This window comes from Pseudoalteromonas sp. MMG005, assembly GCF_018101015.1.
GTDB classification, from domain to species: Bacteria; Pseudomonadota; Gammaproteobacteria; order Enterobacterales; family Alteromonadaceae; genus Pseudoalteromonas; species Pseudoalteromonas aurantia.
On the sequence record NZ_JAGJEK010000017.1, the window covers coordinates 78,748 to 93,173 of the forward strand.

General features: G+C 38.5%; 14 protein-coding genes. 5 read left to right on the plus strand and 9 right to left on the minus strand.

The window, feature by feature from the left end; translation table 11 throughout:
* Positions 1 to 5: 5 nt before the first annotated feature.
* A complete protein-coding gene (locus J8M01_RS14530) occupies positions 6 to 2,048 on the minus strand; it encodes a beta-propeller domain-containing protein (RefSeq protein ID WP_211058470.1) in 2,043 nt (680 codons plus the stop codon).
* A 157-nt stretch (positions 2,049 to 2,205) separates the two neighbouring features.
* On the opposite strand from J8M01_RS14530, the gene J8M01_RS14535 reads away from it, so the two are divergent.
* From J8M01_RS14535 to J8M01_RS14550, 4 genes are read left to right on the plus strand one after another with little or no spacing between them, the layout of a single operon-like run.
* On the plus strand, positions 2,206 to 3,114 hold the full coding sequence (locus J8M01_RS14535; RefSeq protein ID WP_211058471.1) for a MipA/OmpV family protein: 909 nt from the start codon (positions 2,206 to 2,208) through the stop codon (positions 3,112 to 3,114).
* On the plus strand, positions 3,104 to 3,499 hold the full coding sequence (locus J8M01_RS14540) for a DUF3019 domain-containing protein (protein WP_211058472.1): 396 nt from the start codon (positions 3,104 to 3,106) through the stop codon (positions 3,497 to 3,499). Before J8M01_RS14535 ends, J8M01_RS14540 begins: the two co-directional genes overlap by 11 nt.
* A complete protein-coding gene (locus tag J8M01_RS14545; protein ID WP_192509349.1) occupies positions 3,499 to 4,188 on the plus strand; it encodes a response regulator in 690 nt (229 codons plus the stop codon). Before J8M01_RS14540 ends, J8M01_RS14545 begins: the two co-directional genes overlap by 1 nt.
* Positions 4,189 to 4,197: 9 nt before the next feature.
* Positions 4,198 to 5,451, plus strand: coding sequence for an ATP-binding protein (locus tag J8M01_RS14550; RefSeq protein ID WP_211058473.1), 1,254 nt, complete (start codon positions 4,198 to 4,200; stop codon positions 5,449 to 5,451).
* 151 nt (positions 5,452 to 5,602) lie between these two features.
* On the opposite strand, the gene arfB is transcribed toward J8M01_RS14550, so the two are convergent.
* The 6 genes from arfB to J8M01_RS14580 all read right to left on the minus strand — a co-directional run bounded on the left by arfB (position 5,603) and on the right by J8M01_RS14580 (position 12,429).
* Positions 5,603 to 6,016, minus strand: coding sequence for an alternative ribosome rescue aminoacyl-tRNA hydrolase ArfB (gene arfB, locus J8M01_RS14555; RefSeq protein WP_192509351.1), 414 nt, complete (start codon positions 6,014 to 6,016; stop codon positions 5,603 to 5,605).
* A 95-nt stretch (positions 6,017 to 6,111) separates the two neighbouring features.
* On the minus strand, positions 6,112 to 7,317 hold the full coding sequence (locus J8M01_RS14560) for an FtsX-like permease family protein (RefSeq protein ID WP_211058474.1): 1,206 nt from the start codon (positions 7,315 to 7,317) through the stop codon (positions 6,112 to 6,114).
* Positions 7,318 to 7,328: 11 nt separating this feature from the next.
* Positions 7,329 to 8,594, minus strand: coding sequence for an ABC transporter permease (locus tag J8M01_RS14565; RefSeq protein WP_247671144.1), 1,266 nt, complete (start codon positions 8,592 to 8,594; stop codon positions 7,329 to 7,331).
* A 58-nt stretch (positions 8,595 to 8,652) separates the two neighbouring features.
* A complete protein-coding gene (locus J8M01_RS14570; RefSeq protein ID WP_211058476.1) occupies positions 8,653 to 9,342 on the minus strand; it encodes an ABC transporter ATP-binding protein in 690 nt (229 codons plus the stop codon).
* Positions 9,343 to 9,358: 16 nt separating this feature from the next.
* On the minus strand, positions 9,359 to 10,639 hold the full coding sequence (locus tag J8M01_RS14575) for an HlyD family efflux transporter periplasmic adaptor subunit (RefSeq protein ID WP_211058477.1): 1,281 nt from the start codon (positions 10,637 to 10,639) through the stop codon (positions 9,359 to 9,361).
* 968 nt (positions 10,640 to 11,607) lie between these two features.
* A complete protein-coding gene (locus tag J8M01_RS14580; RefSeq protein WP_211058478.1) occupies positions 11,608 to 12,429 on the minus strand; it encodes a chromosome partitioning protein ParA in 822 nt (273 codons plus the stop codon).
* A 104-nt stretch (positions 12,430 to 12,533) separates the two neighbouring features.
* On the opposite strand from J8M01_RS14580, the gene J8M01_RS14585 reads away from it, so the two are divergent.
* Positions 12,534 to 13,427, plus strand: a complete 894-nt coding sequence (locus J8M01_RS14585; protein WP_211058479.1) for a response regulator — start codon at positions 12,534 to 12,536, stop codon at positions 13,425 to 13,427.
* A gap of 33 nt (positions 13,428 to 13,460) precedes the next feature.
* Here the strand turns inward: J8M01_RS14585 and J8M01_RS14590 are convergent, their stop codons facing one another.
* The gene (locus J8M01_RS14590) at positions 13,461 to 13,913 is read right to left on the minus strand and encodes a hypothetical protein (RefSeq protein ID WP_211058480.1); all 453 of its coding nucleotides are present in this window, start codon (positions 13,911 to 13,913) and stop codon (positions 13,461 to 13,463) included.
* A 201-nt stretch (positions 13,914 to 14,114) separates the two neighbouring features.
* Positions 14,115 to 14,414, minus strand: a complete 300-nt coding sequence (locus J8M01_RS14595; RefSeq protein WP_225738519.1) for a hypothetical protein — start codon at positions 14,412 to 14,414, stop codon at positions 14,115 to 14,117.
* Between the last annotated feature and the right edge of the window lie 12 nt (positions 14,415 to 14,426).

Sequence of the window (14,426 nt, forward strand, 5' to 3'; positions counted from 1 at the left end):
CATCACTATAGTGGGCCATTATTAGCAGAGGGAGTTTGCCATAAACTGTGCCAAATATAGTTACCATGAATATAATAAATATCGTCGTTGTGAAGTACTGTCCGGTCTTCATTACCATATATTAATGGAATTTGTTGCGGGCCAGTTACTTCATATTTTATATGGCTACTGCCTATGTAAGCTAACTTTTTAGTTTGGCTATTTATTTCAAACAATGTTAATTGGTTTTGCTTTATCCAGTCATAGTTTTGAGGTGTATTACCTGTTTCAATCCATCGCTCAAGTGGCATCGTAAACCGGTATTGATATGCAGCTGTTTTAACGAAACTAAGCGAATGGTAATCTTGTTCTGCAGGAGTATAGGCTTCGGGGAATACCTTACTATCGAGTAAGATGGGAGAAGAGGTATCACTGATGTCAAATAAGCTTACTTTCGCGCCTTGCGTTATATTCGGTAGCTCAGGTATTGTGATATCGGCTACTTCTTGACCGATGCCAAGTAGTAGACTGTCTCCGATAGGATGAAGGTATGCAGAGTACCCTGGAATTTCTAGCGCGCCCTTAATCATAGGGGCTTCCGCATTCTTCAAATCAATAACATATAAAGGATCTGTTTGTTGAAATGTGACTATATAGGCCTGTTCATCAACAAAGCGAACTGCATAAATATCTTCGTCGACAATACCTGTTGCACTATTTACTTTTCCAATAGGCGTTGGGTGGGATTGATTTGGTAGTTCGGAGATCAACACAAGTTCTGAGCCTTGTTGACGCAGTATTCGAAGTTTATGCTCAAACCCATCAAGCTGATTACCTTCGCTCGTCATTACGCGCAGCTGGTTGTTATACTCACTGAATCGTAAGTTACGCATATTTTGTCCGAAATGGCCTGATAGCTTACCTGTGGCTGAATACTCAAATGCTTGTTCATTAATCGTAAATTTGTGAATTACAGACTTTGGGCCCTCTGCATTGAAGTGCGTACTATGTGTATAGATTGCTGTCTCTGAAGCATAAATCCCTTCAACTTCAGTATTTACGCAAAGTGAAACTTGCTGGGACGGGTCAGCTAACGATATACGCGTAATGGTCATTATTGAATCGTAACCATCGGTGTCGGAAGCGGTATCGGATAAATAGCATTCGTCAGCATTAAACAGCGGCTGGCTGTCACCCGATTGGCTATGGGTTATAGTCGGTATAAAGTGTGTAATAGGTGTGTCGTTGAGCGTTTGGTAGTTTTTTAACTGTGTTTCAGGCTGTGAGTTCGTCAGATCAAAACCGCTAAAGGAAGGTCTGAAATTGCTTACTAAATAGAGTTGGTTGTTAATGACTCGACTTTCAATGAGTTGCCCATCAATACTATATGTGTGTGATATGTCGGCTTGTTCTGGTGTGGTGACATCCGCAAAATTTAATTCAAATTGTGTATGGTTTAAGTTTGGTGCTGTTGAATTAGCGCTGAGGGGTTCAATTGTTGCGGTGCTAAAGATTGAAAACCAGCCGCTATTCGCACTGATGGATACGAGCGTATCTTGCTCTAAAAATAATTGTTGCTGTGCATACTCATTGGAAGAGGTTGGTAGATCTTTTACCGCTTGAATTAGGCCATTATTATTGCGTTTCATGATACGAATATAATGAGGTAATTCACTTTCATTTGGTTGCGTTAAATTATGATATTGATTTGCTGCAATGTACAAATAATTACCATCATATTTTACTCGGTCCGCTTCATTGACGTTCTGCTCTTGTTGGTTTGTACCTGAAAATGCGCTTGATGTTGTGCTGGGATCCGATGTCTCCCTGCTATCATTTACTGGAGGCGTAATATCATGTTGATGGTAACGCATGAAAACCCCATTTTTTATATGGGTTGTAAATTGTGCTGTATTGGCTTTTTTTAACGGGGTTGTAGAAACCGAGAATCCTGTAAAGTTAGGAAGCTTTTGGATTTTTTGGGGATCACTGGATATTGTATCAGTGTCATTACCGCAACCACTTAAAACGGTGAGCGCAGTAATTCCCAGTAAACGTGTATAATACATAGTACTTTTCCTTGAATGAAGAACTCAGCATTTACTTTACGAAATACGTTAGAAATAACTGTTACCTTTCACAAATGATTTGTTATTTAATGTAACCCTTTCTGGTAAATCACGAATACAATGTTAAATTAGCAGCGGTAATATAAGGAATTGCAAATTGAAATATTTTATTGCTGCAATAGCATGGCTGTTGTCCACATCTACTTTTGCGTCGAGTTCACTATGTAATAGTAGTGACAGTGACTGTGTAAACACCAGTCAGTGGCAGTTTTCAGTGGCTATTGGCATTGGTGAACTGACTAACCCATTAGCGGGTGGAGATAATATTCCTTTATTCGTTATCCCTTATGTTAGCTATTATCGAGACCGGTTTTTCTTAGAAAATACGACCCTTGGTTTTACATTACTGGATAAACCAAAATTCGATTTGAGCTTCATTGTAGAGCCTAATGCAGAGCAAGCATTTTTTGAACAGTTTCATTTACGCAATATTATTGCGCCAGGCTCTTACGTTGCCACCGATGGTAATATTGTTGATTCCTCCGATGGCGCTTTAGAAATACCAGATGACGTAACCCCTCCCATTGAGCAACGAGAAGTTACGGTTGATGATATAGCTAATAGAAAGTGGGCGATTGATTCCGGGCTTTTAGGGCATTGGTATATTAATGACAGCAGTAAATTATCTATGCAGTGGCTACATGATGTATCTGGGGTGTACCGAGGACATCATGCAAAAGTAACTTATCATTATGAATTCAGAACAATAAGTAAATTGCCAGTAAAAGTACGACTCATCGCAGGCGTACACTGGAAAGAGAATGCATTAGTTGACTACTATTATGGTTTAAGAAGTAGTGATGAAATAGATGAACAGTTATATTATCAAGGTCGTAGTGTACTAAACCCCTTCTTGGGCGCGACATTGCAATATAAACTCACAGATGATTGGCAACTAAAGGCCAGCGTTAAACGACAGTTTTTAGGTGCTGGTATAACGGACAGTCCGCTCATTAGAAAAGATGATGTAAATTACTTTTTTATTGGGGGGGTCTATGCATTCTAGTTCTGCTTGTTTATTTAGCCTAAGTCTATTTATATCTTTTCAAGGTGTTACGCAGAGTGAGTTTGTTAATCAAGTCCCCTTTGATATTAAACCCGTTACGTGCATAGTTCACCAATTAGGTGAGCCTTGTCAAATGACGATAAGCCTTCAATGGCAAAACCCGCAAGTAATAGATGCTTGTTTGTACCAAGAAGCCAATAAATTACGATGTTGGAAAAAGCAAAGCGCAGTGCAAGAAAAGCTGAAGATTACATTAGCTCAAAGTATGAATTTTAGTCTATTCGATTTACACGGCAGGTTGTTGGCAACGCAAACTGTTAATGTACATGCTACCGTAAGTAAGCGGTACCGTAGAAAATTAAAAACTGATTGGAGTTTCTTTTAATGGCCCATATTATGCTCGTCGAAGATGACGAACGTCTTGCAACTTTGACTGCTCAATTTTTACAAAGTAACGAGTTTGAGGTAACGATTGTCAATGATGGTGCTGAAGCTGTTGAAGCCATTATTACCAAACAGCCTGATATTGTTATATTAGATATCATGTTACCTAATCAAGATGGATTTAGTATTTGTCGAGCTGTTCGCCCCCATTACAATGGCCCTGTGCTATTCCTAACCGCTAAAGACAGTGATTTTGACCAAGTAAAAGGGTTAGAAATTGGTGCCGATGACTATGTTATTAAGCCTGTTGAACCGTATGTGTTATTGGCAAGGCTCAATGCTTTGCTACGCCGAAGCTTTAGTAAAAAAGAAGCACTTGATAGCTTAGTGCTTGGTCAATTACGAATTGATAAAGCTGATCGAGCCGTGTATTTGGCTGACCAAGAAGTTGAGTTGACCAGCTATGAATTTGATTTGTTATGGGCTTTGGCAAGTAATGCAGGGGAAACACAAAGCCGGGAATATATATACAAACATGTTGTTGGTCGCGAGTATGATGGTTTGGATCGGAGCGTGGACGTGAGAATCTCTCGTCTTAGGAAAAAGCTAGGGGATAGCCCTGAGCAACCATTTAGACTGATAACTGTATGGGGAAAAGGCTATTTATGTTCTAAATCAGCCTGGGAGTAGATTAGAGATATGATCAGGTTATTGATCAGTTTATATTTTGTTGTGTTTATTAGTATTGTATTGATCAATCAAAGCAGTGAAGTAATTTGGCAAAGCTGGGGCCATCAGGCCCCCGATGAATTGCGCCATGCTAAAGAGGTTGCAAAGACTCTCCAAACAAGTATTTCCAATATTAAGCAGCTACCTAATCCCGTTAAGACGTTCCATGTAGGAGATATTGCTTGGTTACCAGAGCAGAGCGCTACCCTAGAAGCGGGAGGGATTGTTACCACGTTTACTGAAGATGGGCATGCACTGTTGACGTTCTCTGTTGATGATAGTGAACAATTAGCTCAGTTGGGACCTTTTCTGCCTGCACAGAGTCAATTAGCCAAGAAGTATTTGTTTAAGCTGTTCTCTTTTGCAGTATTAGCATTGTTATTGATTTTATGGCTAAGGCCATTGTGGTTAGACTTAATGCAGCTGAAACGTGTGACTGGGCAACTTGCGCAAGGGCATTTGGATATTTCTATTAGCCCATCAAAATTTTCTGCAATTTCTAGTTTAACGAGTCAATTCCATGCTATGGCGAATAAAGTTGCGAATTTAATGAGTGATCAGAAGCAGCTAGTTAACGCGGTATCTCATGAATTACGTACACCTTTAGCAAGGTTGAAATTTGCTTTGGCAATGCTAGCATCAAAAGACCCTAAAGAAGTACAAGCTATGTCTCAAGATGTGCAAGAAATGGAGTTATTGATTGATGAAATGTTAGGTTATGCCAGACTTGAAATTGCAGCAGAAACTTTAGTGTACCAGCAGTTTAACCTAACAATCTTAATCGAATCTCAAATAGATAAACTACAGCGTACTTATTGCAAAGATTTACACGTTTCATTGATGCCTAATGTGATGATTGTCGCGAATCAACATTATCTAGCCCGTGTTGTACAAAACTTACTCTTAAATGCATGCAAGTATGGAGATCGTGAGATCCACGTGTCGTTGTTGGAAAACAATCAACAGATAGAACTGATCATTGAAGATGATGGTCAGGGGATCAAGCCTGAAGATCGGGATAAAGTGTTTTCACCTTTTGTCCGTGTTGACAGTAGTCGAAATAAGGCCTCTGGAGGCGTTGGTCTGGGGCTTGCGATAGTTCAGAAAATACTAAATTGGCATCATGGGCAGTGTGAAATTCGCAGCTCTCAATTGGGGGGAGCTTTATTTGCAATTGGTTTACCCAAAGATGCTACCCGCCTTAAAGCAAAAGATCTGGCGTAAAACTTACCTCAGCATTTTCACCATTGTATTTAACCTCAGGTTTGGATAAGGGTTTTGGAATAGCGAGCTATTACAAATGAAAGCAACGCCGAGAGTGAGAAAAATAGCTTTATTGGGCAAATTCGCTCATCCAGAGCTGAGGTTAATTAGGCTAATACTTCAGTTTTTTACGTAAGCTTTTTGTTTGTCCGTGTTTTACTTTACTGTCAACGCGTTTTCTTTGAGAGTTTCGTGTTGGCTTTGTTGCTCGTCTGGTTTTTTCTATTTTTATAGCATCTAATATGAGAGTTTTTAAGCGCGTTAAGGCCTCTTCTTTATTCATTTCCTGCGTTCTATGGCTCTGTGCCTTAATGACAATGACACCCTCTTTAGTGATACGGCTATCTTTAAGTGACAGTAATCGAGATTTATAAAATTCAGGAAGTGAGGAGCGTTTAATATCAAATTTTAGGTGAATGGCGCTCGATACTTTATTTACATTTTGGCCACCTGCACCTTGTGCACGAATTGCTGTCATGTCAATTTCCCATGCAGCGAGTTCAACAGCATTTGATATTTTTAACACAATAATCTTCTCAAAATAAATACACAGACGCAGTTTATCATAATTGCCTAATGGAGCGCACTGCCGCCCTACTAGCGCCTAACGTGATAGATAAATTAAGCGCCTCGTGTTGTTATTGCGGGAGAAATTTTAGCTGCTTGACTCACAGGATAAGCAACAGCTATTTGCCCTAATAACACAATAGCAATAGCGCCAAAGAGCAAAAAGTTTATCGGTACTGGTGTGAGTGAAAGTAGTTCTACAAATTGGTTATTTAGTATTATGGCTGCCAAAAAGCCAACGCAAACCCCTATTATTGATATGATGGCATTTTCCAACATAAAGTAGCTGATGACTTGATGCTTACTGGCTCCGAGTGCTCTACGAGTCCCTATTTGTTTGGTTCTACGACTGATACTGAACTTTGCTTGCCCTAAGATACCAAAGACAGTAATAATTGTAAGGCTGATACACACCGCTGTGAGTAATTTATTTGTAGCTAAATCCTCTCGGTAACTGCGCATTTTTACGTCAGTTAATAATTCAATACTTTCTATTTGTTTTTGAGGGTGTGTTAATAACCTCTCCGGTATCACAGCTATCACGTTTTCTATTTGAGCGGGGTCAACACGAAGAACATAACGTTGAGTATCGTTGGCTTCTTGAACCGCAGAAATAACCGTATATTCTATTGCACTCCAAAAGTTCCAAGCATTCTGGAGTGTGTCCACAATACCAACAACTTCATGGGGTTCATTATGGTAATACAAGTTTTTGCCGAGTACCTCTAGCCAATCATCTGGGTATAGCTTTTTAGCCAATGCTTGAGTTATGAGTAGCTTTGATGATTTGAATACGCCATCATTTTCAACTTTTTGAATATCAGAGGGCAAAAAGTTTTCACCTGCCACTAAAGTCAAGCCAAAGGTATCAATCAGCTGATCATTGGAGCCAAAATAGCCACCATATGCGACATCCTCGCCATTTGGTTCTAATTTAAAGTCTGTATACATACCCCAACCTTCCAGTGGTAGTCCGGTAATTGGAGCCGCATTAATAACACCGTGAATACCTTTTAATATAGTTAAATCATGTTCTAACTGGGCTGTTAAATCGCCTTGCTGAGTAGGCAGGTTAGTAATGATGGTGAGTGTGCTCTCCATATTTGCCCCGATAGGACGTGCAATGAGTTCGCTGCGTTGCGCAATCATGTAAATGGCATTGACGAGCACCATAAATGTGACCGCAATTTGAAATGCCAGTAATGCAGGGGCCATTTTTTGCTTTTTAAAGGTTTTGAGTATGGGTATTAGGTCGCGCATATACTTTCGTCCTATAAACTTTTAAGTTGGCTGGATGGCTGCATTTGACTAGCTCTAATGATTGGGTATAAGCCGAAAGTTAAACTAGAAATAACGGCCAATACGACAGTACCAATAATAAGGGGGGCATTCATTTTCATCAGATCGGAATGAAGGTAAGAATAGGTGTTTGCTGCGCTAATGAGCCCAATCTTAGCAAATAACAACCCTAATAACCCTCCAACAGTACCGACAACTGATAGCTCGATAGAAAATTGCTTAATAATGTCTTGCTGGCTTGCTCCAATGGCTCGGCGTAAACCAACCTCCCCAGCTTTGGCGTGGAATTTAGCTATCATCAAGCTCATGCAGTTGAGCAAACACACTACAAGAAACAATGCGGCTAGCCATACGGCCATTTTACTATCATCACTTACCACTTCTTCGTCGATTAAGTATTGTTTTAATGGCACTAGCTTATTGTAAATACGATTTTGAAAACGACCCAAAGATTGTTGAACTAAAGCATGGTTATCTATAAATGATTGGTATTGTTGATGTATTTTTTTGCTGGGAAGTTCGACCCAAAAAATCACCCACATACATTCAGATGTTAATAAAGAGGAGAATGATTCATCATCTGGTTTTTTCCAGCAGTAATTACTTACTAACTTTTGAGAGAAAAGTTCATTTTTTATCTGTGTATTGAAAGGAATAAATAAGTCGTGAGGTTTTGTAAATGCCGTATGAGGAAGTGCATAGTATTTTGGAAGTGGATCCCATGAGTCCAAAACTCCCACAACTCGGTATGTGTCGGCGCCCAATTTGAATGTTTTACCAACCGAATTTTCCCCATTAAAAAGCCAGCTATTTGTCTCTTTTGATAAAACTGCAATTTGTGCCGCATCTTTGCCATCTTGTTTACTCCAACCTGAACCATATAAAAAGGGCGTCTCAAACATACTGAAAAAATCACTGGTTGTCGTGCGAACTTTTAAGCTTTTTGGTGTCAGGTGTTTATTCGCTTCATGGCTAACTCTCTGCTGGATAGCGGCAATCGCAACTTGATATTTCGGTATATCTGAGTCAAGCAATGCTTGCGCATCTTGGTATGAAATCATGGTAGGTAAGGTTTTTCCATCACCGTAAATTTCATCCATACTATCAAGTTGAACTTGAAATAAGTGTGCGCTCTTATTCGGGATTGGGTCTTTTGACATCATATAACTGACGGTATACGTTGTCATGGTTGCACCAATACCAATGGCAATCATCATCACCATGAGTAAACTTAACATGGGGGTTTTTCTTAGGCTGATTAATGCAAGTTTAAAGTAGTATGGGTACATGATTTACCTATGCAATAGCTTGTTGAGATTGCGAGTATTCAGATAGTTGACCGTCTTTAATTTGTATTACGCGGTTTGCTTGTATCGCTTGAGTATTATCGTGCGTGACCATGATGACACTGGTACCTGATGTATTAATATCCTTTAGCAGTGACATTATTCCTTGCGCCATTTTTGAGTCTAAATTTCCAGTGGGTTCGTCAGCGAAAATAACCGCAGGTGTTCCAGCAATCGCTCTTGCGATAGCTACACGCTGCTGTTGCCCTCCAGATAACTGGGTTGGGTAATGATCTTTTCGAGTTGCAAGGCCTATTTGCTCAAGCGCTTGCATAATTCGTTGATGCCTTTGCTCCCGGTTAAACCGACGATACCGCAATGGCATGTCGACATTATCATAGAGCGTGAGTTCAGGAATAAGGTTAAAACTTTGAAATACGAACCCTATTTTTTCATTTCTATAGGCTGATTTCTGTTTATCTGAAAGTTCAGCAACATCTTTTCCATCGAGTGTATATAGCCCGCTTGAGTGCGCTTCTAGGAGACCCGCAATATTCAAAAAAGTTGTTTTCCCTGAACCAGATGGTCCGATAATACTGACAAATTCACCTTGCTGAATTGTTAGATCAAATGGGTGGAGTGCTTGCGTTTTAATGTCATCCGTGTAAAACGTTTTAGCTAAGCTCTTCATTACTAACATTATTAATAGTTCCTTGTTACTGTAAAATGCGAACACTAGGAGCATCTTTAAATATTTCTGAATCAGATATCACAACGGTGTCTCCCACTTTAAGCCCCGTTATCACTTCAACTTTTGCGAGGCTCCTGGAGCCAATTTTTATAGGTGTTTTAACGGCCGAGTTATTGGTTATTACATACGCAAATTGTCCATTGTAAGTATTCAAGAACTGGCCGCGAGGTAAATAATGTATGTTGTTCTTTTTCTCTAAAATAACGCGAGTGGTTAGCCGTTGGTTTTGTCGTAATCCAGTCAATGACTCATCATTAAAGCGAATTTTTCCTTGAACTCGGCCTTTTAAAATCTCAGGAGAAATCGCAACAAGTTCACCTTTATAGCTTTGTTGATTTAGTGTGATCTCAGCTTCCATACCCAGAGCTAAATCATCGGCGTAACTTTCAGGAATTTGCACTTCTAACTGATAACGCGATAAGTCAACAATACTTAAGAGTGATTGATTTTTCGCAACTGCATTTTTTTGCTGTGCGTTGAGGTTCCCTACCAAACCGCTTACTGGAGATTTTATTTTAAGGCTATCAACCTGCCTTTTTAATTCAGTAACTTTGACTTGCTGTGACTTTAATTCCAGTTCACGTGTTTTGATTTCAAACTTTTGGCTTTCTTTTATGAGTTCAATTTCCTTAATAACGTGTTTGTACTCTCTATTGGCATTTTGTAAGTCGTCTTTTGCTTTTTGATAATCAATATCACTGATGACTTGATTTTTCATTGCGTCTTCAGAGCGACGCATCTCTCTTTTAGCTGCATTAAGAGAGACATTTGCATGCCCGATTTGATTTTCTTGCTCTAAATTAGATCTTTTTACTTGAATTTTTTCACGTTCAAGTTGGTTCTTTAACCTTGTTAGATTAGCAACTTCTTGGTTATATTCGCTTTTTAACTGCGGACTTTCAATGATTGCAATAGTCTGCGTGGCAACTACACTATCTCCGGGTTCAACGAGGTACGTCACGGTTCCTTGTGCTGAACTATATAGTACAGGTCTTCTGGCTGCTATAACTTTACCTTGCACAGATAAGTCTTTAATAAATAGGCCTTTTTCTACTGTTGCTAGATGCAACTTTTCTTTCTTGATAGCGCTTTGCCCTGTACTCCAATTACGTAAAGAGGGTAAAATAAATATATAGCTCAATATCAAAACCAGTACCACATAACTCAATATGACTGTTATTTTCTTGATGGAGTGAGGTGTAGCAATTTTTGTATCTTGCGCACTTGTATCAGCTATATAGCTCATTGTGGGTTAAGGCTTCCTTTCAATGGTCGTAATTCGATAGTTTAGATACATAAAAGTTACTTTTGAACTTCTAATCAAAGGCATTTCCGAAATAAACTACACTTTATTTTATCAAAAGTCACTTAAGTTAATTAAATGTTTATTTAATTTTTGTGGGGGGGGCTGTTATTCTTCGGTTTTGGTTAGTTTGAATTGTTTTTTGTTTTTTTTAAACTGTTGTTTTTATTTGTTTTATTTTTAATCTGACCATGTTTTTATCTAATAAATTACTTTTGATAAATGTTTTTTTTTAAAATTAAGTGTTGCAATGTTGTAATTCCTGGTGTGCTTTTTGGGTTCTAAAACGTTACGACTATATCTGGAGGTTGCTTTCTATTACTGGGAATCATCTGCAATGTTTTCATGGTGTGGGCGAATATTTGCACTGACGATACCTATTTATTGTATTAGCTGCTAATTTATAGTCTTGATATTAAAGCTTTTAGTGATAATTCTGTGCGCTTCTGCATTTATAATACGCTATTTTTCTGTGTTATTTAGGTAAGCAAGAGCAAGGATTACTGATAATACATTGCCTTTTGCTAGTTGGTATTTTTATTAGTGCAATAATGTGGTTTTTTTACTCTATTATTAATGGGATTTAGTAAATTATTTTTACGTTAATGGTTAACTTTAATTCAAGTGTTTGCTTTTTTCGTATGTTTGTAACAAGCTAGATTATTACTACGAACAATAAGAAAGTGCTAGATTTTGTAGTGCCGCCTTTCTTTACATAACAATCGCTAGCTTGGTCGTAGGGTATGCTTAAAGTAACTAGTCGAACACTGATTGTTAGATACTCATTTTGGTTAGGTCTTGTATGGCATTCTTATTTTTTACGAAACGACAATATAGAGTACCTAAAACTGAAGCATCACAGAAAAATACGCAACTTGGCGTTTAGTCATAGGGCTTGATTGCGATTTAACTTATGGATCTTTGTTTTCGTGTGTTTTTACAATATCTAAATATCGACTTTCAATAAATTTCTTCTCTTTGGTTAAGTGCTTTAGTGCTGACTTTGTTTGTGCCAATTCGCCCTGTAATTGAGCTAATGCAGGGCCATCTTCGGTATTGTGAGCTTGCAATGAAAGCTGCTCTAATGCTTGGCTCTGCTCCGATATTTGACGTTTATAGTTATTTAGCGTATCAATCATATCAGCCTTTTCTCGCTCAAATGAGAGCATCATATTCTGTACATGTTGAGGTGAAGAGTTTGTTTGCTCATTTTCAAGTTGTAATGCTTGGTATTTCTCTTCTAACTGTTCTTTTTCTTTTTGTAACGACTCCACCGTATCGTATTGATCGTAGAGTTTCTTCCGCGTTACTTTCAACTTATTCACACTTTTATCAAGATCGCCTTTGAGCTTGCGTATTAATGCATGCGACCTTGATAACTTCTTATTAAGATCTTTAATGGATTGATCTTCTTCAGGTGTTATATGGTCTTTTGTAGAGGCTCTAATATCGGTGAGCTGTTGTTCTAATGCAATTTGTACTTTTGCTAACTCTGCAATAGTATTGCTGTGGTCATTTATATAGCCTAGTGCGTTATCAACAGACTCTCTGCACATGATGAGCATTTGGTCATCTTGTTGCTGCTGTGGTTTGCTAGATACCACGCTTGTAGCAAACTTTCTGAACTCTCTCAGTATTAATAGTAAGATATAAAACCATGCAGCAAGGATCAATAATCCAAAATTAATGGCTAAATATTGGTAAACAGTAATCGGTAATTGTAAACTCGGCATAATGATGGTTTATTGTTAATTTTGTTGATCATATCTTTTCAGTTTAGTGATGGATGAAAAATATGCCTATAATAAAAAACAAGTTTTTATAAAAGTGGCGCAGAGTGAAAATCTTAATTGTTGATGATAGCCATGCAACTCTGGAAATCGTAAAGCGCGGTTTGGAGAGGTTCGGTTATCGTAAGTTGTTAATTCAAAAAGCAAATAGTGCGAAATCGGCATTGCAATATATAGGTAGTTGGAAGCCTGATATTGTTTTAACGGATTGGCATATGCCTGACATGTCTGGTCTAATTTTATTGCAAGCAATAAAACAACGGCAACTAAATATTACCGTTGCGATGATAACGACAGTCGATGAGCAGTCTCAAATAGATCAAGCACTTGAAGCCGGTGCAAGCTTCGTATTATCAAAACCATTCAGCGATGATGAATTACATGAAAAGCTGCTGCCTTTAGTACAAGGTGCGGAAGAAAATGAAATTATACTGGATGATATTGAGGTTAATGGTGAATTAGCTCTACCGAAATTGAGCCAGCTAGAACGTTTGATTCATAAACACATTGATGAATCTTTATGTATTAAACCGATTCAGTCACAAGTGTTTGATGAAACAAAAGTGCCTTGCGTTATGGCCGTTTATGAAGATCGAGAAAGCCAAAAAGTGAGAGCGATTGGGTTGTTAGATATTTATGCGACGTGCGTTATGGCAAGTGGTATTCGCATGATATCTGAGGCAGAAGCACAACAAGCAATCCACCAAAATTTGGTGTCTTCTGAGATATTGGAGGCGGGCAAAGAAGCCCTCAGCGCGACTGCTTTTGCATTTCTAGATAAGAAAACAAGAATGAGCTTAAGAATTAAAACGGTGAAGTTTATAGCATCTCCGTTTCGAAAGCTTGAGCTTTTATATCAAACCCAAGCAGATAGTAGAATCGATTTTAGCTGTCAGCGGGATGGAATGGCGCTCGGCAAGATTTTGCTAGTTGGCTTTTAGCATATTAATCGAACGCAGTTTTAAAACATTTTGTTATGCTATGGCACTGATCAATACGCCCGGATCGGTGATCCCAGCATCCTTCATTGCTTCTTTTACATTATCAACTAAAGTCAGTAAGTTCATTTGTAGCTGCGCGATATAATTGGCTTGTTGGAGTATCATATCTTTTTTAGTGTCTTCGTTTAGATCCGCTTGATTTTTCAATTTTACTAAGCGCTCTTCTTCTTCTTTTATTTGTTCTTTAATACGCTCTATTTGTTCAAGCATTTTTTGAATATGTTGCGGTAAGCCGTCTTTTTTGGATTTGACTTGTTCAGAATCGTCAGTATTACTCAACTGCTCTCGGTCTTTTTGAGAAAGGCGGTAAGTTGTCGATTTTTCACCTAATTCATTCTTGTTCTCAGTTTGAGATAATGCGCTTTGATGAACCTGCGAATTAGAGTGTGATTGTAGGTACTGAGATGCCGGTTGCTGAATTTTCATCCTGTAAATCCATAAAATAATATAAGCTACTGAGTAATGTTATCGGCGCAGGGTCAATTTTCTTTAGAAGAAATAGGCGGCATCCGTGCCGCTGCAAGTGCTTGGGAATTACTGTATTACTGTTTCATGAAAATATTACTTAAATTCTAAATATATCAATTTTTTATTTATCATTGAGCAAAGCTTATAATGAGATTTTGGTTAAGACAATTTGTACTTTTGAGCAAGGACTAACTGGCTATTATGGAGCGCTCGCATTAACGCTTGCAGTAAATCTTTGCCCTTTGCTTTTACTGAGATGTCGGGCAACCCTGGCATCACTAGGCTGATATGACATAGCTTTAAAGCGCCATGGCGAGCATGTCGTATATCACTGACTTGTATATCTATTTTTCGAATATTTGCCTTATATCGAATGAGTTGGCCTGAAACGAGCTTTGACAACTTGATCCTCATAGCGGCATTCATTACCTTATCTTTCACTGTCAATTTTAGCTTCATGGCTATATCCAA

What these genes read in the sequence shown, in the direction of transcription:
- J8M01_RS14530 (WP_211058470.1), bottom strand. Translation starts at nt 2,048, where the DNA reads ATGTATTATACACGTTTACTGGGAATTACTGCGCTCACCGTTTTAAGT.
- J8M01_RS14540 (WP_211058472.1), top strand. Translation starts at nt 3,104, where the DNA reads ATGCATTCTAGTTCTGCTTGTTTATTTAGCCTAAGTCTATTTATATCT.
- J8M01_RS14545 (WP_192509349.1), top strand. Translation starts at nt 3,499, where the DNA reads ATGGCCCATATTATGCTCGTCGAAGATGACGAACGTCTTGCAACTTTG.
- J8M01_RS14550 (WP_211058473.1), top strand. Translation starts at nt 4,198, where the DNA reads ATGATCAGGTTATTGATCAGTTTATATTTTGTTGTGTTTATTAGTATT.
- J8M01_RS14560 (WP_211058474.1), bottom strand. Translation starts at nt 7,317, where the DNA reads ATGCGCGACCTAATACCCATACTCAAAACCTTTAAAAAGCAAAAAATG.
- J8M01_RS14565 (WP_247671144.1), bottom strand. Translation starts at nt 8,594, where the DNA reads ATGTTAAGTTTACTCATGGTGATGATGATTGCCATTGGTATTGGTGCA.
- J8M01_RS14570 (WP_211058476.1), bottom strand. Translation starts at nt 9,342, where the DNA reads ATGTTAGTAATGAAGAGCTTAGCTAAAACGTTTTACACGGATGACATT.
- J8M01_RS14575 (WP_211058477.1), bottom strand. Translation starts at nt 10,639, where the DNA reads ATGAGCTATATAGCTGATACAAGTGCGCAAGATACAAAAATTGCTACA.
- J8M01_RS14580 (WP_211058478.1), bottom strand. Translation starts at nt 12,429, where the DNA reads ATGCCGAGTTTACAATTACCGATTACTGTTTACCAATATTTAGCCATT.
- J8M01_RS14590 (WP_211058480.1), bottom strand. Translation starts at nt 13,913, where the DNA reads ATGAAAATTCAGCAACCGGCATCTCAGTACCTACAATCACACTCTAAT.
- J8M01_RS14595 (WP_225738519.1), bottom strand. Translation starts at nt 14,414, where the DNA reads ATGAAGCTAAAATTGACAGTGAAAGATAAGGTAATGAATGCCGCTATG.